We start from the raw sequence: 22,816 nt of genomic DNA, 5'->3' as shown, positions 1-22,816 counted from the left end.
TAATTATTTGGTGATTTATTCTTATTTTAGTGGCCTCAAATTTAGTTAATTAAATCTATGAACTTCTTCAAAAAAAAATTCATAATCCCTGTTGTCGCTTCGGCATTTCTGTTTATTGGTGCTAGTTTCAAAGACGATTTTTTTGAAATCGCCAAGCAAATCGAGATATTCACGACTCTTTTCAAGGAATTGAACCGAAATTATGTTGATGAAACGAATCCTGGTGACTTAATGGACAAAGCCATCAAAGGAATGTTAGCTAATTTAGACCCATACACCGTTTATTTCAACGAACAGGATGTGGTGCGCTTCAAGATAAATAACACTGGAGAATATACCGGAATAGGTGCTTTATTGACTCGGAAAGAAGATAAATTAATAGTCAAGGAAGCGTATAAAAACTTCCCTGCGGATAAAGCGGGTCTTAAAGCGGGTGACGAAATTACTCAAATAGGTGATGTATTATTATCTGATTTCAAAGAAGATGCTTCACAGCTTTTTAAAGGTGCGAAAAATACAAAAATCGACATCAAATACATCCGACAAGGAAAAATGAGCACCACCCAAATTGTCCTTGACGAAGTCGAAATCAAATCGGTTCCCTTTTTTGCAAAAATAGACGACAAAACCGGATATATTGTATTGTCACATTTTAATAAAAAAGCGTCATTCGAAACCAAAGAAGCATTGGAACAATTAAAAAAAGACGGTGCAGAACGAATTATACTGGATTTGAGAGATAATCCGGGAGGACTTTTGAATGAAGCGGTGAATATCTGTAATTTATTTGTTCCAAAAAACGAGATTATTGTTACTACAAAATCAAAAATAGAGAAACACAATAGCACCTATAAAACAACCAAAGATCCTGTAGACACTGAAATTCCTTTGATTATTATTGTGAACGGCAGAAGTGCTTCGGCATCAGAAATTGTGGCTGGCGCCTTGCAGGATTTAGATCGTGCTGTGGTGGTAGGAAGCCGTAGTTTTGGGAAAGGATTAGTTCAAAGACCGGTGGATTTAACCTTCGGAACACAACTAAAAGTAACCATTTCACGCTATTACACGCCGTCAGGAAGATGCATTCAAGCTTTGGATTATACCCGAAAAGACACAAATGGCAAAGCCATAAAGACCGAAGAGAAAAACTACAATGCTTTTAAAACCCGAAAAGGGAGAACTGTTTATGATGGTGGCGGTATTCAGCCCGATGTGGAACTGGAAGAAGCAAAATCAAGCCCAATAACGGATGCCTTGATAAAAAATGACGGGATTTTTAATTACGTAACTAATTATTATTATAAAAACCCGGATTTAGGAAACCGCATTCCTACTATTACCGATGCTGATTTCTTGGATTTCAAACAGTTTTTAAAAGTACAAAAATTCTCTTTTGACACTGAAACAGAACTCGCTTTGAAAAACACTTTGGCTGTAGCCAAAAAAGAAAAAATAGAGGAATCCATCCTTACAGAATACCAACAACTGCTTACTGCACTTCAAAAAAGTGAGAATGCCTTATTGGATAAAAACCAAAAAGAGATTAAAATTCTACTTTTAAATGAAATCATTAAACGCTATCAATATCAAGAAGGATTGTATCAATATTACGTCAAAAACAATTCAGAAATTAAGAAAGCAGTGAGCATTTTAAACAACAACTCAGAGTATAAGACTATTTTAAAAATATAATGAAGAACTTATTTAGTCTACTTTTTTTGCTTTTTTTCAGTTATTTATCCGCTCAAATTAAAACCTCAGAAACCGTATATTTTGAATTTGACAAATACAATCTTGATAACCGCCAAGTACAAATTATAGTCAATTTTATAAAAACAGTAGATACTACAAAAGTCGAATCCATACAGATTTATGGCTATTGTGACGATAGAGGCGATAATGATTACAACTATAAATTATCTGACAATAGAGTAAAAACCGTTCAAGATATCCTGACTTCAAATGGTTTTAATAAAAACAAAATTGTTATTATCGAGGGTAAAGGCCGGGTCATTTTAACAACTGATGCTTTTGAAAATTTAAATGAAACCCGTTCCAAAAACAGACGTGTAGATTTACTCATTGTACGGAAAAACAGCTTTGGAAAAGGAATTTATAACTCCTTTCAGGACAATCACAAAGTGGGTGACCGAGTCTACTTAGACAATATTCTATTTCCTTTGGGAAGCAGCAAATTGACCGCACAATCTAAATTGGAATTAGACAAAATTTCAAAAACTTTACAAAAACAAAAAAACCTACAATTCGAAATTAAAGGACATGTATGTTGCACGCCAAACTATTACGATGACGCCATAGACAAAGACAGTCACGAAAGAAAACTTTCTTTGAATCGGGCCAAAAGCGTATACAAGTACCTCATGTCTAAAGGTATAAACAGCCTTAGAATGAAATACATAGGATGTGGAAACAAATTTCCTACGGGTTTAGGAGAAGCGTTAGACCGAAGAGTCGAATTCCTTATTGTGAAAATTTAATTATTCTCTTTTCATCTCAATATGCGGAATATCATCTTCCAGATACATTTCGCTAGTTTGTACAAATCCGTGGTTTTCGTAGAATTTTTTTAGATACAACTGCGCTCCAATAGTGATTTTGCTTTCGCCAAAATGCAAAGCGATTCCGGCAATTGATTCTCGCATTAAGTCATGTCCCCATTTTCTGTCACGATAATTAGCATCAACAGTTACTCGACCAATTGAGGCATTATCAAAACTGATTCCCGGCTTGAAAAGTCTGGAATGTGCGACAATTTTACCTTCAAATTCGCCAATAAGATGTAATGCTACTTTATCTTTCCCGTCAAGATCAAGATAAACGCAATTTTGCTCCACTACAAAGATCTCACTTCTTAATTGTAATAAATCATATAGTTCGTGAACAGTTAGTGCGTCAAACGCCTTAATTTTCCATTGTAACATCGTGCCTGTTTTTATGTTTTTTGTATCGTACAAATAAAAGAAAATAAGATTATCTTTTCAATACATCTACTGATTTTATGATAGATTCCAATTCATGCATGAGATCGCGTTTTTCTTTAGACGGCGCATAGCAAAAACCTTCTAAAACCAGAATCCGATTGTATTCCTTATCGACAATGGCATAATTGATAAATGGACCCGACATGAAATCATTATTTAACTCCCAAGTTCCCTTAGTTTCATAGGTTTCCTTATCATCAAGAGTAATCTTGGAAAGATACGGCGCGTAAGCCTCTTCAGTAATCATAATAGTGTTGGGCTCGGTTCCACTGATGTATAATTTCCCGATGGAATCTCGCATTTTAATAATACTCGTGATTAAATCCGCCTCTTTTTTTATGGTGCTTAAAGGAACCTGATAAATTAAAAGACTCGTGTTTCCTCCAATGATTTCCTTTTTTAACCACATAAAATTGCTTTTGTGAAGCACGTATGCGTAACCGGAAGGAGCCTGTAATGTGATGTGGAATTTATTCGAAATTACTTTTGGGTCAATATGGGATTGACCATTGATTCTCTGGCTTTCGGCTATTTCTGCCTCCTTGATCAGCTGAATCATTTTGGGTGCATTTTTTTCAATGCCTACTATAATATCCGCACTTGTTTTGCCGGAAATATGAAATACATTCTGAGGAGATGCATATTGATCTTTAGCAATCTCAAATTTATTTACTTCTCCTTTTTTCACCACTATAATCGCCCTGGTATCCGTCATGAAACCTTCCAAAAGCTTAACCGGATATTGATTGATGTTGAACAGCGGTTCTTCCTGTGGCAGTCCAATTACTGGAGATGCAAACTTGTTTCGAATGCTGTCCCCTACATCACCATTCCATAACTGATCGTCAATAATAACTGAAATAGTATTGATTTTCCCCGATGTTTTTCGCGGCAAAGATTCATTTTCCTTTTTACAGGAAAACAACATCAAAGAAATCAGAAGAAGTAAAAAATGGGCTTTATTCATTGCTATTCAATTATAAAATAAAACCCAAATTTATAGAAGTTTATCGTATTATCCGTTTATTTTTAACTTCATTCCGGGCTTGAGTTCTTCACTGCGAATACCGTTCCATTTTTTTATGTCAGAAATGGTTACTCCTGGATATTTTTTAGAAATGCTATATAACGAATCTCCTTTTTTCACATAATAATCAATCGCTTCTTTCTTAGAGGAATCGGCAATATTCGTTTTTTTCTTGAATGAACTTACTGTTGCTTTATTAGTATTGATAACTATTTCATCTTTGGCAACAATTAAAGTAGCGCCGATGCCAATCGTATTATCCGGTAAATTATTCCATTGTTTTAAATCCGCTAATGAAGCACCGAATTTTTTAGCGATATTCCCTAAATTATCTCCTTGCAAAACAACATACTCAATGTCTTTTCGTTCGGGACCTGAAACTAATTCTTCTTTACTGTCTGACACTTTTTTTGCAACCTGCAATGAAGCTCCTAATTGCACATTATCACTGGAAAGGTGATTCCATTCTTGGATTTCGGCAACAGTAACATCATATTTCTTGGCAATACTTCCTAAATTATCTCCTTTTTGAACCACATAAAATGCAGATGCATTCGATACTACTGTTTCTGGTTGGGGAGTTTTTTTAGTTTTTTCTTCCTTATTGACTTTCATTTCAGAAGCAACTATTCTTTCATTGCTCGAAATTTTCTCTGATGAAACCAATTCCGTTTTAGGTTCCTTCTTTAGAGTTGTCAAATCAGCACCAATCACTATTTTTAAACTTTTTCCATAAGCCAAAGCATTACTTTTAAGTTTATTCCATTTTTTTATGTCAGCAACGTCAACGTCGTATTTACTGGCAATCATACTCAGATTATCTCCGCGTCTTACTTTATAATAGGTTGTTTTGGGCAGTGCAATCTTCTGTATCGTGTAATTCGCAGTATCCTTTACAGCCATTGCTTTTTCAATCTGAAATGGCTTTTCACGTTTGTCTGATTCATATTGAGTGTAGGCATAAATCTGAGCTTCATTAGACGCAAAAACGGCTATTTTTTCTTGTGGTAATCTCAAATAATGGTTTTGATCATGATAAAACGGAATCACATTTAGCTTGTATGAAGGATTCAAAACCTGCAATTGCGCCACCGGAACATCTAATAAATCTGAGATTTGCTTGAACGTCATTTGCTTCTTGATCATAATCGTATCCGTGGCAAAATGTTTTACTGTAGCTCTGTTAGGAACAATTCCGTGTTGTTTATGGTATTCATAAATGTACATTGTAGCAAGAAAAGCAGGTACATATCCTTGTGTTTCTTTAGGAAGATTTTTTCTGATGTTCCAATAGTTTTGCTGTCCTCCGGAACGTCTAATGGCTTTTGCAACATTCCCCGGACCAGAATTATAAGAGGCCAAAACCAAATCCCAATCGCCAAATATTTTATACATATTTGTCATGTATTGCGCTGCGGCTTCACTGGCTTTCAAGGGATCGCTGCGTTCATCAACATAGGAATCAATTTTCAAACCATATTGTTTTCCGGTTTGATACATAAACTGCCAAAGTCCTGTAGCACCCATTTTAGAAACTGCTTTTGGATTCAAAGCCGATTCTACAATCGCCAAATATTTTATCTCCAAAGGAACATTTTGTTTCGCCAAAGCTTCTTCAAAAAGCGGAAAATAATATTCTGATGTGCCCATCAATCGCTCAAAAGATTTTTTTCTGTTCTTCAGGAATGATTTAATGATATTTTCCAGACCTTGATTGTACTCAATATTGAAAGGTGATTTGGCATCCATTGCCGCCAGTCTTTCTTTCAAAAGGGCTGTAGGCAATTCATAATCGACTATTTGGTCAATATTAATGTTCTTAATATCCTCGGATAAGTTGTTGTATAAATCGAGGTTTGTCAATTCTTTCATCCACAAACTGTCAACACAAGATGCTAAGTCATCTTTTATGAAGGTTTTCTTGATGGAATCTAAATAGGATAATTTTGTTTCTACTTTTACAACGTCTTTATTTACAACTGTTTCTTGCGAAAATAAATGCACGGATGCTAATAGAAAAAACGATAAGGTGGTATTTTTTATATTCATATTTTTACGATCAAAGACCTATATTTCAAATGATTACAAAGCTTGTTTTTACAAACTTAACAGGTTTAAACTAAAAAATTCTATAAATATTGTTAAAAATGCAATCTTTCGTTCATTTGTAAAGAATTTTGACCAGTTTTAGAGGCAAAAAACCCTTTAAAAAATCAATTCTTGAAATTTAATGCAAAAAAACCTTAGCGATATTATTTACCGCTAAGGTTTTCATTGAATTCTGATACCGTTTATTAATTTGAAATCATTCAATTCTAACGGTTTTTATTTCTTTGTATTAGTCAAGAATAGCTGCTATTCCTGGCAATGTTCTACCTTCAAGCATTTCAAGCATAGCACCTCCACCCGTTGATACGTAACTCATTTTGTCTTCTAGTCCAAATTGTTTTACTGCTGCTACAGAATCTCCTCCACCTACAAGTGAGAACGCTCCATTTGCAGTAGATTCAGCAATAAAGTTCCCTAAAGCAATCGTTCCATTAGCAAAACTTTCCATTTCAAAAACACCTAATGGTCCGTTCCAAAGGATCGTTTTAGAATCCATAATTACTTTTTTGAAGTTTTCCAAAGATTTTGGTCCTGCATCAAGTCCTTGCCATCCATCAGGAATTTCTTTTACATCAACTATTTGAGTATCGGCAGTATTAGAGAAATCATTTGCTGCTACAACATCAACTGGAATGTGAATTTGAACTCCTTTTTCCTTAGCCAATCTTAATATTTCCAATGCCAATTCTTGTTTGTCATCTTCACAAATAGAATCTCCAATTTTACCTCCTAATGCTTTCACAAAAGTAAATGTCATTCCACCACCAATAATCATGTGATCCACTTTGTCCAAAATATTCTCGATAACCGTAATTTTAGAAGAAACTTTAGATCCACCAAGAACTGCTGTTACCGGTTTTTCGCTGTTTTTCAAAACTTTGTTCAAGCTTTCAATTTCTTTAGCCAATAATAATCCGAAACATTTCTCCGTTGGGAAAAACTGAGCTATAATTGTAGTCGAAGCGTGTGCTCTGTGTGCAGTTCCAAAAGCGTCGTTTACATAAATATCTCCAAGTGACGCTAATTCTTTTGCGAAAGCAACATCACCAGCTTCTTCTTGGTCATGAAAACGTAAATTTTCTAATAATAAAACTTCTCCAGCTTGTAATTTTTCTGCAGCAGTTTTAGCTTCCTCACCAATACAGTTTGAAGCAAACTGAACAGGTACTCCAAGTACTTCTGAAGTTGTTTTCAGGATATGTTTCAATGAATATTTTTCTTCAACACCTTTTGGTCTGCCTAAATGTGACATCAAAATTACGCTTCCGCCTTGAGCAAGAATAGCATCAATTGTAGGTTTTGCCGCTTCGATACGGGTTGCATCTGTTACATTGAAATTTTCGTCCAAAGGCACATTAAAATCAACACGTATTATTGCTTTTTTAGTTGCAAAATCAAAATCGTTTAAAGTTTTCATTAAGTATATTTTTAGTTTGTTTTTTTTGAAAGAATAACAAATATAGAACTTTTAAATTATTATTAAATTTGAAAAACTTAGAAAAATATAGCTTTTACCAACGAAATCGTTGTAAATTAATAGTTAATGCAATTTTTTATATCAAAAACGAAGAAAATAAATAAGAATAATCAATCGTGAACCGGACTTTGCGTACAAGGACAGTTGCTGATTCCTGCCAGAAAATCAAGTCCAATTGTAACAACATGGGTTCCTGAGTTGTATGCCATCAACTGATTCAGGGTAAGTTGATAAGAATATCCAAAATAAAAATTAGACTTCTTGAAACCAACCATTGGCACTAAATTTAACGGTTTGAAAAACTGATCATTCAAAAAACGGTAGGAAATTCCAGCCCAATAATAATCCTCATACTTGTTGAATTGTCTGTATTTTATATTCACATCCGTACTGGAACGTTGGTCACTGGCAAAATATTGATAGAAAACGGATGGCTCATATTCAATCCTGTTATTCGTTGGACTTTTAAAAACATATCCGGAGTAAACCTGATAATTCCTTAGTAATACTGGCTCAACTCCTGAAAACTTATCGGCATTTTTATTTAAAATATTACTGGCATTAAGACTCAAATAAAATGATTTATTTCTATACAATGCACCAATATCAAAGTTGTTATTGGATACAAATCGGTTGTCCGTGATGCTTGGATCCAAAACAGGAGCTTCGTATGTTGTATTGAAATTATTAATGTCTATTTTAAAGTTATTAATGTTATATGACATCCCAAAAGACAAGTATTGTTTTGAATAATAGTCTAGTATTAAGTGATGTGCAAAGGACAGTTTAAGCCCAGTTTGTCTGGTGTTTCCATTGCTGTCATTGTACAACGATATCCCTACACCTGATTGATCCGCAATTCTAAAATCAGCATAAACAGACTGATTATCCGGAGCGTCTTTTATGCCAACCCATTGCGTAAGTCCATTGGCTCTAATTTTCAGGTTATCACCAATACCTGCGAATGTTGGTGATATTACAAAATGATTGTCTGCTAAATATTGTGTAAAAACAGGCAAATTTAACTCCTGACTATAGCCCGAAGTTACAGTCAAGAGAAGGAGTACTATTATTTTTTTCATTTGGATCATTTTAATTTGGGACAACTTGATCATCAGTGTTTATTTATTATCTGTAAAGGGTAAAATGACCTACAAACTCTCGAGCATCTTTCAAATCATTCAATTTTAAAACATACCAGTAATCTCCAGAAGGAAGTTCATTACCATTGTATTTACCATCCCAATATTGGCCAAGGCGATAGGTTGCTATTTTTCGACCGTATCTGTCAAAAATATCGAATGTCAAGTCTTTATAATTGATTGTACATCCGGGAGCCCATCCATCCATCACTCCGTCACCGTTTGGCGTAAAGTAATTCGGGATACAGACATCAATGTATTCAAAATATCGGGTAGCTGAAACCACACACCCATTTGAATCTGTTACCTCAACTGTATAATCTCCGGATTCTCTTATAATAAATGTATTCAATCCGCCATTAGACTGACCATTGAAAGTATATTGGTATCCTCCTACTCCTCCAGTAGCTACCGCAACAATTTCGTTTAATCCTCCATCGTTTAAAACTAATGCCAATGGATCAACTTGTACAATATCAAAGCTGGCTGTTCTTTGGATACATCCATTTGTATGTCTTACATCAACATAATGACCTGTTCCTGGAGCCACATTTGTAAATACATTGCTCGTTTGATAAGATGCTCCATCCAGTGAATAATCTACATCCGTCAGGTCTGTTATACTCGCATCTACAGTTACGGTAACCGTATTACTTGCAGCATTATTTACACAACTGTAATCAATGACAGCAATTGGATTTATTCGTATTGATTCCGGCAATACTTCCGTCCATTCTGTATTACAACCTAAGTTGTCACGAATATAAACGGTATGAGCACCTCCTGTTAATCCTGTAAAATCAAAGTCGGTCTGAGTAGCTGTACCCGTTGTATAAGTTCCGCTTGGATTGTCTAAACTTACACTATATGGAGTCGTTCCACCTGAAATTGTAATGCTGAAAGCTCCGTCTTTATCCCCTTCACAAACTTCCGGAATTATAGACGATGGATCAGTTACCACACTTATTAGGTCTGGCTCATTTATAGTGAAATTAATTTTTATATAACATCCCAATACATCTTGGACAATTACATCATAAGTGCCTGGCGCCAGTTTATCAAAAATAGTATCGTCAACAAACTGGTTTAAATTTGGAGATATAGCATATTTGATAATACCGGTTCCTCCAGAAGCATTGATTTCAATTGATCCGTTATTTGCTCCATTACAGGTTACATCACTAACTGTGAAAGGTGCTGCTAATGGTGCCAACGGCTGGGTAATCGTAATAATTGATGACGTTGTTGTACAATCACCACTATCTACTTTTACTTGATAATTTCCAGCAAAAAGTTCTGTGAAAACACCTGGACTGGCCTGAACAGCAGTAAGGTTATTTCCAGATGCATCCTGTAGCGTATAGATATAATTCCCAAGTCCTCCTTGCGCAGTTGCAACAATAACACCTGTATTGTCTCCTGCACAATTAATAACTGCATTTGTCTTATCTAAATTGATTATTAATGCTGGCAATGGATCAATCTTGATTTGATTAGAAACAGTAGCAACACAACCATTGGCATCCCTAACATAATAAACATACGTTCCTACTGGTACCGGAAAGGTTACCGATGACACAAACGAACCTAAAATTGCAGTAAACGCCGCAGAGTCGCTATAGGTGTAAAGTCCTGTTCCACCCGTTGCACTCAAGGTAAGCGTTGTTTGTGTTAAACACGTTTGTGTTGTTGCCACTACCAAATTAGATTTCACCTCTGTTGGCTCAGTGATAACAATTGCACCCGAAGTTGCTGAACAACTGTATCCATCTGTTACCGTAATCGTGTACGTTCCTGCTCCTAAGCTACTAAACACAGGAGAAATTTGTGGTCCTGATGCCGTTGGCGGAGTAACAGATGTCGTGTTCAAGGTGTATAAATAATTAGATCCTTGACCGCCTGTAGGCAAATCAACAGTAATCGTAGCATTTTTATCTCCTTTACAATTTAGCATTGTAATATCTGAACTTGCGGTTACGGTAATTGGTGTTGGAACCACTAGTATTACAGTTGTTGTAGCCACACATCCTTTACTATCTCTGACATTTACTGTATAAGTTCCTGCTGTTAAATTGGTAAAATTACTTTGAGAAGAATACGCTACAGTCATTGGTCCTGTTAATTCAAACTCATAACCTCCCAGCCACCCCCCAACAGCTGATGCAGAAATACTTCCGTCATTATTACCTGTAACACATGTTATTGCAGTATGGGTTTCGGCTATAGCCAAAGCTGCTGTAGGTTGCGTAATGGTAAAGTTTTTACTGACTGTACAAAACGGACTATTCGCTAATGTAGCAGTAATAGTGTACGTGCCAGATGCCAAAGTATTAATGGTGATTGGTCCTGCAGTTGCAGCTGTACCTGAAGTAACCGAATTACCAAGCGCATCAAGTATGGTATAATTGAAAGGCCCAGATTGATCCAAATCAGTGGCTGTAATTACTCTGTCAACAAAAGTGACATTAACACTACCGTTATTTCCATTAAAACAAGTTACATCAACAATAGTGTCTATTGTAAGTTCGAAAGTATTTGGATCATTTACATAATGCACACTTTGTATGCTACATCCTGTATCTAAATTTTCAACTGTAATTAAGTAATTACCAATATTTAGTCCTGTGAATATTCCAGTCGCATTGGTGAAATTATAATTAGCTCCAATTACTCCTGTTGTCGCATTAGAATCAGCTACAGTATATTGCAGATTCGTTGGTGTTCCTCCGATGCTGCTTACCGAAACCGTAATGTCTTCTAAATTGGTACAAGTAATTGCATTGTTAACCGCTACATTCGCTTTGTCTAAAGCAATAAATGGCGCAATCGTTATTACAGATGGCGCAGTGCCAATACAACCCTTATTATCGTAAACATTTACGGTGTAACTACCGCCCAATAAATCAGATTCGGTGTACGCATTGTTCGCACCAAACTGAACTACTGTTCCGCCTTTTATAAATTCATAATTGGCGTAAGTCCCAGAACCTCCAGTTACCCCGGTTACAGTAATCGTAGCATAATTAGTTGCATTTGAGCCTGTATTACAACCATATTGAGAAACCGTTGGAGCAGGAACTGTTATAATAGCCGGCTCGTCAACAGTTATGGTTTGAGTGGCCTCACAACCTCTTCCTGAAGTCACATCAATTGTATATGTTCCGGCAATCAAACCACTAAAAACAGTTGAAGTTTGAGTGGTAGCGCCTCCATCTATACTATACCTGTATATTGGATTGTCATTTACTCCTACCGCAGGAGTAGTCATAGTAGCAGTTATACTTCCATCGTTTCCTCCGTTGCAAGTCACATCCGTTTTTGAAAGTGCAAAACCAGTGATTGGAGTTGCCGCTGCCAAAATTACCGAAATAGACTTGGTACAATTTGTTGAAATATCTCTAACGGTTACTGTATGTGTTCCTGCAAAAATGTTAGTGAAATTTGCGGAAGCTTGATATGTTCCTGAGTCTATACTGTATTCATAATTACCCGAACCTCCAGTAGCTAAAAGCGTTAGTGTTCCATCGCCATCAATACAAGTTGGTAAAGCCGTAATAGTAGCTTGTAATTGTAAAGCAGGTAAAATAACAACTAAACCTTTCGCTGTTGTCGAACAGCCATTAGCATCTTTTACAATTACATCATACGTTCCTGATGCATTCACGGTAAATGTTGGATTTGTTTGGAATCCGCTTCCAATACTATATTCATACGGACCCACTCCTGTTGCTACATTTACGGTAAAAGTATAATCGCCTGTTGCACTTGGACATTGACTTAAACCAGAAACCGTTATTCCTGTTGGAAGTGGATCAGTTGCAATAGCGATTGTTAATGGCGTTGTAATTACACAATTATTAGCGTCTTTCACATACACATCCCATGATGTTGCTGTAACCGGGTTTAAAACAGCTGAAGCCGAAGCAGAATAAGTTCCAGCCGGATCTCCGCTTATTACATACGAATAACTGTATGGAGCAACACCTCCTGAAGCAGTCACACTTACTTGAGCGCCAAAATTACAATTGGCATTAATAAATGGGTTTGCTGTCAAAGCTAATGGAGCAGGTTGCGAAACATCAATAAAAGTTGTAGCCGTACATCCTGTTGTTTCATCAGTTACGATGATCGTTTGTGTACTTGCAGCACTTAATCCTGATACTGTTATCGTTGGATTTGTTTGTCCGGTAATAACTGTCGTTCCTACGTCTAATGAATAACTGTACATTCCTGCAAAGTTTCCTACTGTAAACAATACTTCTCCATTGGCTCCCGGATTACAAGTCACATCACTAATTAATTGACCCGAAACAGTGATATTCGTTACCGGATTAACAGTGTGTGACTCTTGGTAGGTACAGAAATTAGCATCCGTTACTTGGAATAAATAGGTTCCCGGTAAAAGTCCCGCAAATACTCCAGTACCACTTGATGTCCCTGATGTTAGGTTATTATATGTAAAAGGTGCTATACCTCCTTGTCCCACAGGAACTGTTACTGTTACCGTAGTTGTTAGTACAGAACAAGTAACAGCAGGTGCTGCAAAATTTAAATCTCTTGGAGTATCCAAAGCCGGAATATCAACACCATTATCTAAAATAAAAATACAACCGTTGGCATCTTTTACATAAACATCAAATGTGATTCCAGTATATGATTGATAGATAGGTGTTGCTGTATAATTTGCACCTCCATCAAAACTATAAGTATACGGAGCAGTACCATCAATTCCACTTACAGTCACTGTTGCTGGTTGTGCTGCATTCCCCGCACCGCATACTAATGCTGTAGTAATAGATGAAGTTGCCGTTAAATCGTCTGGCTCTGTAATGGTGATTGGCAATGAAGCCAGCGTACAATTCTTAGCATTACGGACGGTAATAACATAAGCTGTACCAGCTGTTAAACCTGTAAATGAATTAGAAGATTGAAAGATTCCTGCACCCAATTGGTATTCAAAAGGCCCAACTCCAGAAGTTACATTCACCGTAATCGATCCGTCATTCCCACCGTTACAACTTACATTAGTTACTGTAGTATTAAATACTGTAGTTGGTATTGGATCTAAAATAAAAGTTGTAGTTGTTTGACAAATTATTGAATTATTCGCATCAGTAACTCTGAAATCATACGTTCCCGCTATTACTGCAGGATATACATTGGTAGCCATAGCTGTCCATGTTCCACCGCCATTTGTAGAAACTTCATAAGTATAATTTGCAGACGGCGTTGTATATCCACCTGTTGTAGTCAAAGTAATTTGTGCATTTGGTGTTGCTGTACAATCCAATTCTTTGGTAAGAGTTGCACTTAACTCCAATTGGTCTTTTACTTCATACGGTACTGTAGCCGTACAACCATTTCCATCTTTAATTACTAAATTATAGGTTCCAGATGCATTAAAAGTAAAACTAGGACTTGCCTGGAAAGCGCTACCGTTTACGCTATACATTTCTGTACCGGCTAAATCCAGATCAACAGTTCCTGAAATAGTAATTGTAAACGGATTCCCGTCATAACAAATAGCAGCTGGTACATTTATGGTTGGATCATCATCTTTAGAGATTGTTACAGGAATTATAATCCTACAATCATTGGCATCCCTTACTACTATATCCCAATTTCCGGGAGCAACATAATTTAAAATTAGCACATTACTTGTTCCAAAATCACCTGCTATTGGTGTAAACCCAGGCGCACCGGCGGCATATTCATAAGGTCCGGTTCCTCCTGTTGTAGTTAGCGTTATTTGAGAACCCAAATCACAATTGGCATTCACTTGAGCTGTAATACTTGAAGCAAGTACTTGAAGAGGCTGAGTTATGCTAAATGGTATAATTGCAGAACAAAGTGTACCGGTGGATTCTGTTACTTTCAACAAATAATCCCCTGGTGGTAACGAAGTAATAGTTCCTGATATTGGTCCTCCCGCAGTCCCTGTTATAGTACCGCTAATAACTGGGGAAACTGGAGCATTAGTCAATGCGTCTAATATTTCGTAATTTATAGTTGTTACTGAAGTATCAAAACTACTAACTGTGAAATCTAAAATACCATTATTGGAACCTTTACAAGTAACATTTTTTATACTATCTACATTTACTGCAATAGTCGATATTGGCGGTATAATAACTTCTAATACTGATGTACAAAGATTAGCATCTTCAACTTGAAAATAATAAGTGGTTCCTTGTAATAAATTAGTAAACGTCCATTGATACGGAGGAGTATTTACAGCTGGTGATGTTGTTGCGGGTTGTCCAAAAATCGAAAATTTATAAGGAGCAACTCCTCCAGAAAGAACTTCCAGTTGCACCGTTGCGCCATTAACACAATCACTCCCTACAATAACAGGCGCAGCAAGGCTAAGAAATGGTGGTGTTTTAATTCTTTGTTTCGGGCTTTTATATTCGCATCCTTTAGCATCGACTATTGTAATATAGTAATCCCCAAAAGTTAATCCAGTGAAATTATAACTTGTTGCTGCTGTTGTTCCAGATGTTGCTAATTGTGTAAAAGTATTGCTATACAAAGTATATGTAAATGGAGCGATCCCACCTGAATTAATTGTTGCAAACAAACTACCCGGCGTATTTGCGTTACAAAATATATCTGTTATTGCAATCGAAGCATCTATTGGAGGAGGATTATCAATTATAATTGTTCCTGTCGCATCGCAACCTTTTTTATCTCTGACAACATAAGGATAACTTCCCGAAGCTAGTCCTCCGAACACATTAGTAGCAACAAAAGTAGCTCCTCCATCAATACTATACGTAAAAGGCGCTTCACCGGTTAGGGCAGTTAATCGAATAGAACCATCTGAAAACCCATTACATGTTGGGTCTACTTTTACAAAAGAAGCCGTTACAGGTACAATTGCTGTTGTTGAAATTACATTACTTTCTTTGGTACATCCATTAACATCCGTAATTTCAAATTGATATGTATTTGCGGTTGATGTGTTAAATGTAAACGAGGTTCCTCCAAAAGGAATTGGCGAACCAATATAAGAACCCGCTCCAACTTTTACACGATATCCAAATGGAGCTTCTCCTCCAGTTACCGAAATAGTCATACTAGCATCCGTAGGCGCAGGAAAACAAGTGTTGTCTTTGGTTAAAACAGCCGTTACAATCATAGCCGGATAAACAACAGTAGGCGCAGCTGCTTGAGCGGTACAGCCATTTTTATCTTTAACAGTAACCGTATATGAACCTGGGGCAACTGTAAACGTTGAACCTGTTTGGAAAGTAGTTCCATTGATACTATACATTAAAGGCGCCAATCCAGTTCCCGAAGCAGTAATTGTAAAATTACTTCCTGAACTTGTACACTGATTGTTTACAGTGGCCGTAACAATTGGTAAATCATCTGTAATCACATCTACTGTAGTGATTACGATACAGCCTTTAGCATCTTTTACATAAACATCCCAGCTTAAATTTGTCGCTGAGTTCGTGTCAACAGTTATGATATTACTGCTGTTGTACACTGAAGCTATTGGAGCCGTAGAGCCCGCAATTACTGCTGCGTATAAATAATTAGCGGTACCTCCAGAGACCATTACCGTAATTTGTGAATTGTCATTGTTACAATGCACATTAGTGGCACTTGTTGAAGGTATGGTTAGAACTGTCGGTTCTAGTATTGTAACAGAAGCATTCGACGTACAACCCGTAACCTCATCGGTTATCAAAATTGCATATGTTCCTGCAAATTGATTGGTCAAATTAATCGTTGTTGCCGTTTGTCCCGTAATAATTGAACCTCCATTAATACTATAACTATACGTTCCTGAAAATCCAGAAATAGTATATCGAACTGATCCTGTATTTCCTGCATTACACAACACATCGCTCAATTTACTTCCAATAACAGTTATTGGCGTAACTGAATTTACAACATAGGATTCTGAGAAATAACATCCATTGGCATCGGTAACTTTAAAAATATAAGTTCCCGGCAATAATCCAGCAAAAACACCGGTCGTATTCGAAGCTACTGAAGCTGCCGGCGAAGTAATGGCGTAAGTCAATATTCCTACTCCATTTGTGGCTGTAACTGTAACAGTCGTTGTTGGCGCGGTACATGTTATTGGTGCAGCCGCAAAACTTAAATCAGTTGGTGGATTTAATTTTAAAACTGTAATCGTGTTTGAGTATACACACACTTTTGCATCTTTTACGGAATACGAAATTACTTGATCTGTTCCGTTATCATTTATCGTTAAGATATTGACATTGGTATAACCACCACCATTAAAACTGTATTGATATGGAGCTGTTCCTGTAGTAGGAACCGCTATGGTTATTGTTGCTGATTGTTTCGTATTAGTGACACTACAACTAAATGCGGTTGCACTTGCTGACGTTACTAAAGCAGTAGGTTCTGTTAAAGTAACCGTTTTTGTAATAAAACATTCTTTACTGTCTTTGATATAAAAAGTATGTGTTCCGTTGCCTAAACCTGAGAATAATGAACTAGAAACATACGTAATTCCATCGCTGCTGTATGTATAAGGACCTACTCCTCCTGATGGAACTATTTGTACTGAACCATCAAATGCACCATTACAAGAAGGGTTACTATTTGTAGTTGTGGCTGTTATCGGAGTTAAAGAATTTACCGCTGCAGTAGCGGTAGTAATACATCCTTGGGCATCTTGTATTTGAAATTGATACGTGCTTGCAACTGCTGTTGTGTATGTAAAAGTAGTTGCTGTTGGTTGGGCTATTGTTCCTGGTCCAGTTCCTGAAAGTACCGTTATTACAAATGGAGCATTCCCTCCAGAAATGGTTCCTGATATTACAGCATTTGGATTACCTGTGCAGTCTAATGTCTTGGTAGTAGTCGCTACAGTAGTCAGCTGAGGTGCAATACTAACAGTAATAGCCGGCGCAGTACAACCAAAACTGTCTGTTACCAAGACCGAATGATTCCCTGCACTTACAGTATTGAATGTATTGCTGTTTTGAGCCGGAGCACCATCTAAACTATACGTATATGGTGCAGTTCCTCCTAAAGTATTTACTACTAATGAAGCCTGATTTAAACTATCAAAACATAAATCAGAGCTTGCGTCCAGTGATGCGGTTAAAGTTGGCGGTGCCAAAACAACAAGTGCATCAGCATCATCGGTACAATTATTAGCGTCATACCCACGAACAATGTAGGTTCCCGGTGCAAGATTTGTAAAAATACCGGTATTCTGAGATGGTTGAACATTCGTCGTTCCTGTTGCATCCCATAATTCATATCTATATGCTAAAGTTCCTCCTGTAGAACTGGCCGTAATGGTTGCACCCGAAATACAGGTTGCAACTTTAGTTACAGTTGCTGTAGTGATTAATGCCGTTGGCGCAGTTATAATTTGTGTAAATGGTTTTACACACGTTCCTGTTGAGGTAGCATCATAACGAATTTGTAAATTATACGTGGCATCTGCTAATCCTGTGATTGTATAAGGAGAGGTCATTTGGGTAAACCAAGTCACGCCATTATTAATAGAATATTGAAACCCTTTTGTAGTATCAAAATTTTGGGCAGCGATTGTGATTTCACCATTATTAGCACCAGCACAAGTTACATTCTTGAATCCTGTAATAGAAGCAGTAAAAGCTTCATCAGTAGGAATAATTACTGTAAAATCTTTGGTAGTAATACATGATTTTGGTAATTGATATACCGTGATATCATCAATTAAAGCATCATTCCCGGAATATAGTATACTTCCAGAACGTATTTTAAATGTCAAATTAGTATTATTACCCGGATTTAGAGACAACGATTTTAGATTCCAAATCTCATTATTAGCAATTTCACCAGTTGCTTGTGAAGCTACTACTGCTCCTGAACCATCGACTAACTCTATAATGAAATCCGGTTTAGCTCCAGTTCTAGAAGTCCTTATTAAGTTAGCAAGATACAAATCAACTTTTACGTCTTGATTTGGAATAATATCAACAATAGGTTTACTGTATAGAACCCCATAAGGTCCGGCAGCAGAGCCGATATTAACCAATAAATACCTTCCATTTACATTCGTTCCATTACTTGTATGATCTTTAAAGTGATACCAAGCCCCAGTATTATTACTTGTTGGGTCATCAGATCTCCAAAAAAAGCTAGCTACAGAATATTGGTTGTCTTCGACTGATCTAGTACCACAAGCATAAGGTGCTAACACATGTTGATCATTAAAACAATAAGCACTAGCAATCCCCGAAGTTGTAGTTGGTGCTCCAGATCCAAAATCTTCTTTCAATAAATTACTATAAGTTGGAACGCTTAATAATGTATAGGAAACACTTACTGTATGCGTTCCGGAAGGCACATTTGTAAAAACATTTGACGGTATGTTCGCATTCAGAGTACCGTCCAAAAGGTATTGATAACTATAATTAGCTCCACCATTATTTGTTACAGTCACGGTACTGGTTGCAGTACCATCACAATTGAAAACAGCATCTTCAACCTCAATAGTTGGTTCAACCGGTTTTGGGTCAATGATGATATTTGGCATGGCATAAATACAACCATTAGCATCTTTTATATACACCGTGTACGTTCCCGGAGCCAAGTACGCTTCATTAGTGGTTATCCAAGTAGCCTGATTGTCAAAACTATATAAATAATAATTTGGTGCTGGAAAAGGTGTCCCTCCTTGTGGGTTAGTGATTCTTATTTTCCCTTCCCCCAAAGGTCCGCAACCGGCTAATTCAGAAACTCCCGCAGAAGCCGTTAAAGCTGTTGTTGGTTGTGTTATTGTGATCACTTCAGCTGTAGAAAAACAGTCTGCACCCAACAATGAATATTTAAGAATTGCCGAATAAGTTCCTGCACTAAGGTTAGAAAAAGTTGGATTTGCCACATAGGTAACGCCATTATCAATACTATAAGTTAAAGTATACCCATTGGCATTTGTAACATTAAATTTAATTTCTCCAGTAGTGTCATTGTAACATAGAATATTAGTTTGACTAACCGTATAAACTGGCGGCGGAATAGCAGCTACCGTAATTGTAGTTGTGGTCTTGCAGTTTTTACTGTCAAAAACGTCTATAGTATAAACACCTCCCGGCGGCAATGGATTTGTAACCGTAATTTGTGGCGTATTTTGGAAATCGGTTGTGCTATTTACATAATATGTATATGGTGGCGTTCCTCCAACAGGATATACTGTAATTTGCCCATCTGTACAAGTCAATGGTTTAGTCAGTGCCGAAGTTGCTGTTAATAAAGGTGGTTCTATTATTTCAATATTTTCCGAATAATCACAACCATCTTCAGTCCGAACCCTCACGGTATAGATTCCCGGATTTAAACCCGAAAATTCATATTCACTAGCCATTATTGGACCTACACTGTTGACCAATGTTCCCCCTTGGTGAATGCTAAAATAATATTGTGGACGTGCGTCATTAGCCGCCAATTTTATCGCTCCTTTATCTCCGTTACAAAGTGGTTGACTGACAAATTTTGAAACCGTAAAAACTCTATTTCGGATAAGAATATCAGGAACAGTAAAAATACATGGATTGGTAACTACCCCAACTTGTTTAATATATACCGTATAGGAATTAGGCGTAGCAATAGAAAACACGTTTGATGTTTGGTAAGGACCGGCAGCATTCAAACTATATTCATATCCTGCAGGAACACCTCCAACGGTTATTTCTCCAAGGGTGCTACAGATAATATCTCTGGTGGTAACTGTTGGGCTTAAAAGGTTTTGATACACATTAAAATAAAAAACACTGTAACAGCCTCCTACATAGTTTATGGTAACCCTATATTGTCCGGCAGTATTTGCCGTATAATCCGGACCCGTACCAACTTGGTTCCAGGTACATGCTGAACTTTCATTCGCACAATTATCAACAGTAACGGCTGGACAGCTTGCCTCGTTTAATTTTTGCCAAACAATCGATGCCGCATCACTAATCCCGGTAGTAATTGCACGGGTAGCATTGGCACCACACAGAAAAATATTAGGCAGTACTTTTCCGTTGTTCGGACAAATAGGCAATAAATCTGCAAAAGGGATAACTGGATTCGTAATGGTATTACCATAAGGAACAACGGTAATCTTTTCATTAATTGGCAAACAGGTACCCGAAGGAGTGTTTTTTACATAATAAACCCCGGTTTGAGTGGCTGTATAGGTTTGAGCGGTTCCAATAACCGGTGTTCCTGTTGGACTTGTTGACCAAGAATAGCTGGCATATCCATCTGAGGCGGATAATACAACACTGGCTCCACACAAGACTTCGGTTCTTTCAAAGGTACAATTGGAAATATCTACTAAAAAATTAGTCGATTCAGGCGAACCTAATTTACAAGCGGTTGAGGCAAAACTCCCCTCTTCTTCAAATGTATTGGTATTAATAATACCGCTATAAGTTGCAAACGCCTGGTTCATGATCACATTCGAACAAGCATCACTCAACATGTTACAATTGGGGACGACCTGTATGTTTAAGCGTATGGTATAAAGGGCTCCATTGACTAATACGGAACTGTTTGGGATTGTAAAAATAATGGTCCTTGTAGCTGGATCATAGGATTGTAATGTAGCTCCTCCTGAATTAGTATAATCGATATTGGTAAGAGGATTAAAGACTATATTCTCCGGCAGTACATCTTTTATTGTAAAATTATTCACATTATCATTACCAACATTTTGATAACTAATTTCATACGTTAAAGACTGTCCTAAAGTAACATTGGTTCCACCAATGTCAACTCCCGAAGTGTTCTTTACCAGTTTAGTCAGGTCTATTTTTGGCGCAATGATATCTACAGCATAAGCAGAGAAAAATAGAAATACCGGATCCGCTTGGCCTTTGGCCACTTGCAATGTAAAATCGGTTGATGTTTGGTTGTTTTTTATATACTCCGGATTTGCTCCTACCACTTCCAATACACCGGTATCATATCCCAAGGTATTGGATCCAAAAGGATTTCTTGGCGTTTGAACTCCATTGGTATTTTCAATCGTAGAGCTAAAAAACTTATTTGCAGATCTTAAGGGAGTCGTAACTTCCTTAGTGCCAAACTCCAGTTTTGTTCCCCCTTTAGGTTTATCTCCATCCAAAGCAGCATAAGCAAACTGTAAATCTACAGGACCTGATGGAGGAGTTATAAAACCTGTAACCGGAATTTTTTCAAAATGTGAATCATAAATATGGCTAAATCCATCAAAAACATTAAATGATTTCATGTGAAGGCTTGGGTCTTCATAAACCACAAAAAGAGTCCATCCGGCTGATAATCCGGTGGAGCCATTAGAACCCTCACTGGCAATTACATTAGCCACCGTATACGTTCCCCCTGCACTTGACAAACCACTCAATAAACTGGTCACATCAGCATAACAGGCATAAGGTTTATTCGCATCTGGAATTATGGGAGAACTGTTGGTATCATAAATGAGTGTCCCATTAATATCGCTATATGTGGAAGCCCCCGGCAATTTTAGCTTTACCTTATTGATGTCTGTCCTACTACCGCTTTGAAGCATTGCTCCCCAATACAAAGCAGCATAGGAGACCCTATAACAGGTGCTTAACGTCCCGTTTATTTGTGTAGGAACTGAAAGGTCTGCACTACTGGAACTGAAAGTACTGGCATCAGAATCAATATCAATATACTTCATCGATATATCCCGATTGGATTTTGTATTATCATTAAAAGGAAGATTGTCTTGGCCCAAAATATTATTTCCCGCCACAACCATACTTCCTCTGATATCTATCTTTTTTCGTATAGCAAATGTCTTGTAGGTTTGAGTATAGGATGTCTCACTCAGCAATAGCATTAACAGTACAAAACCTGTTTTTAAAAGAACAGACTTTTTTAACACATTCAATAATGAAATCCTTTCTGATTTAATCGTATGAGTGAAAAATAGAGACGCAAAAGAAAGGGCAGATTGCCTTAATACAATATAATTATTTGCCACAAATAATGCAGCAATTAGTAGGTAGTTTTTTAATTTCATTGGGGTAAAATTATTGTACCAGGCAACATTGCCTGATGGTTTTTATTTTTCCGG

The 22,816-nt window shown here is 37.0% G+C and carries 8 protein-coding genes; 2 read left to right on the top strand and 6 right to left on the bottom strand.

Annotated features, from left to right (window positions below):
* The first annotated feature begins 57 nt into the window (after nucleotides 1–57).
* Both QLS65_RS04665 and QLS65_RS04660 read left to right on the top strand, forming a co-directional pair.
* Nucleotides 58–1,692 carry a S41 family peptidase gene (locus QLS65_RS04665; RefSeq protein ID WP_282715545.1) on the top strand — a complete coding sequence of 545 codons (1,635 nt, stop codon included), beginning with the start codon at nucleotides 58–60 and terminating at the stop codon, nucleotides 1,690–1,692.
* On the top strand, nucleotides 1,692–2,498 hold the full coding sequence (locus tag QLS65_RS04660) for an OmpA family protein (RefSeq protein ID WP_282715543.1): 807 nt from the start codon (nucleotides 1,692–1,694) through the stop codon (nucleotides 2,496–2,498). Before QLS65_RS04665 ends, QLS65_RS04660 begins: the two co-directional genes overlap by 1 nt.
* Here QLS65_RS04660 and QLS65_RS04655 read toward each other — a convergent pair whose 3' ends face one another.
* The 6 genes from QLS65_RS04655 to QLS65_RS04630 all read right to left on the bottom strand — a co-directional run bounded on the left by QLS65_RS04655 (nucleotide 2,499) and on the right by QLS65_RS04630 (nucleotide 22,762).
* Entirely contained in the window at nucleotides 2,499–2,942 is a 444-nt protein-coding gene (locus tag QLS65_RS04655) for a GNAT family N-acetyltransferase (RefSeq protein WP_121343162.1), read from the bottom strand.
* 49 nt (nucleotides 2,943–2,991) lie between these two features.
* Nucleotides 2,992–3,969, bottom strand: a complete 978-nt coding sequence (locus tag QLS65_RS04650; RefSeq protein WP_282715541.1) for a DUF4837 family protein — start codon at nucleotides 3,967–3,969, stop codon at nucleotides 2,992–2,994.
* A 48-nt stretch (nucleotides 3,970–4,017) separates the two neighbouring features.
* Entirely contained in the window at nucleotides 4,018–6,078 is a 2,061-nt protein-coding gene (locus QLS65_RS04645) for a LysM peptidoglycan-binding domain-containing protein (RefSeq protein ID WP_282715540.1), read from the bottom strand.
* Nucleotides 6,079–6,367: 289 nt separating this feature from the next.
* Nucleotides 6,368–7,555, bottom strand: a complete 1,188-nt coding sequence (locus QLS65_RS04640) for a phosphoglycerate kinase (protein WP_282715538.1) — start codon at nucleotides 7,553–7,555, stop codon at nucleotides 6,368–6,370.
* 170 nt (nucleotides 7,556–7,725) lie between these two features.
* The gene (locus QLS65_RS04635; protein ID WP_282715536.1) at nucleotides 7,726–8,697 is read right to left on the bottom strand and encodes a PorP/SprF family type IX secretion system membrane protein; all 972 of its coding nucleotides are present in this window, start codon (nucleotides 8,695–8,697) and stop codon (nucleotides 7,726–7,728) included.
* A gap of 46 nt (nucleotides 8,698–8,743) precedes the next feature.
* Nucleotides 8,744–22,762, bottom strand: a complete 14,019-nt coding sequence (locus tag QLS65_RS04630) for a T9SS type B sorting domain-containing protein (protein ID WP_282715534.1) — start codon at nucleotides 22,760–22,762, stop codon at nucleotides 8,744–8,746.
* Nucleotides 22,763–22,816 lie beyond the last annotated feature (54 nt).

This window comes from Flavobacterium algoritolerans (assembly GCF_030010385.1).
Taxonomy (GTDB): domain Bacteria; phylum Bacteroidota; class Bacteroidia; order Flavobacteriales; family Flavobacteriaceae; genus Flavobacterium; species Flavobacterium algoritolerans.
This window is presented reverse-complemented; position numbering and strand designations above follow the sequence as displayed.

Excerpts from the sequence above, each read along its gene's own strand:
- QLS65_RS04665 (WP_282715545.1), top strand. The coding sequence starts at position 58 with ATGAACTTCTTCAAAAAAAAATTCATAATCCCTGTTGTCGCTTCGGCA.
- QLS65_RS04660 (WP_282715543.1), top strand. The coding sequence starts at position 1,692 with ATGAAGAACTTATTTAGTCTACTTTTTTTGCTTTTTTTCAGTTATTTA.
- QLS65_RS04655 (WP_121343162.1), bottom strand. The coding sequence starts at position 2,942 with ATGTTACAATGGAAAATTAAGGCGTTTGACGCACTAACTGTTCACGAA.
- QLS65_RS04650 (WP_282715541.1), bottom strand. The coding sequence starts at position 3,969 with ATGAATAAAGCCCATTTTTTACTTCTTCTGATTTCTTTGATGTTGTTT.
- QLS65_RS04645 (WP_282715540.1), bottom strand. The coding sequence starts at position 6,078 with ATGAATATAAAAAATACCACCTTATCGTTTTTTCTATTAGCATCCGTG.
- QLS65_RS04640 (WP_282715538.1), bottom strand. The coding sequence starts at position 7,555 with ATGAAAACTTTAAACGATTTTGATTTTGCAACTAAAAAAGCAATAATA.
- QLS65_RS04635 (WP_282715536.1), bottom strand. The coding sequence starts at position 8,697 with ATGAAAAAAATAATAGTACTCCTTCTCTTGACTGTAACTTCGGGCTAT.
- QLS65_RS04630 (WP_282715534.1), bottom strand. The coding sequence starts at position 22,762 with ATGAAATTAAAAAACTACCTACTAATTGCTGCATTATTTGTGGCAAAT.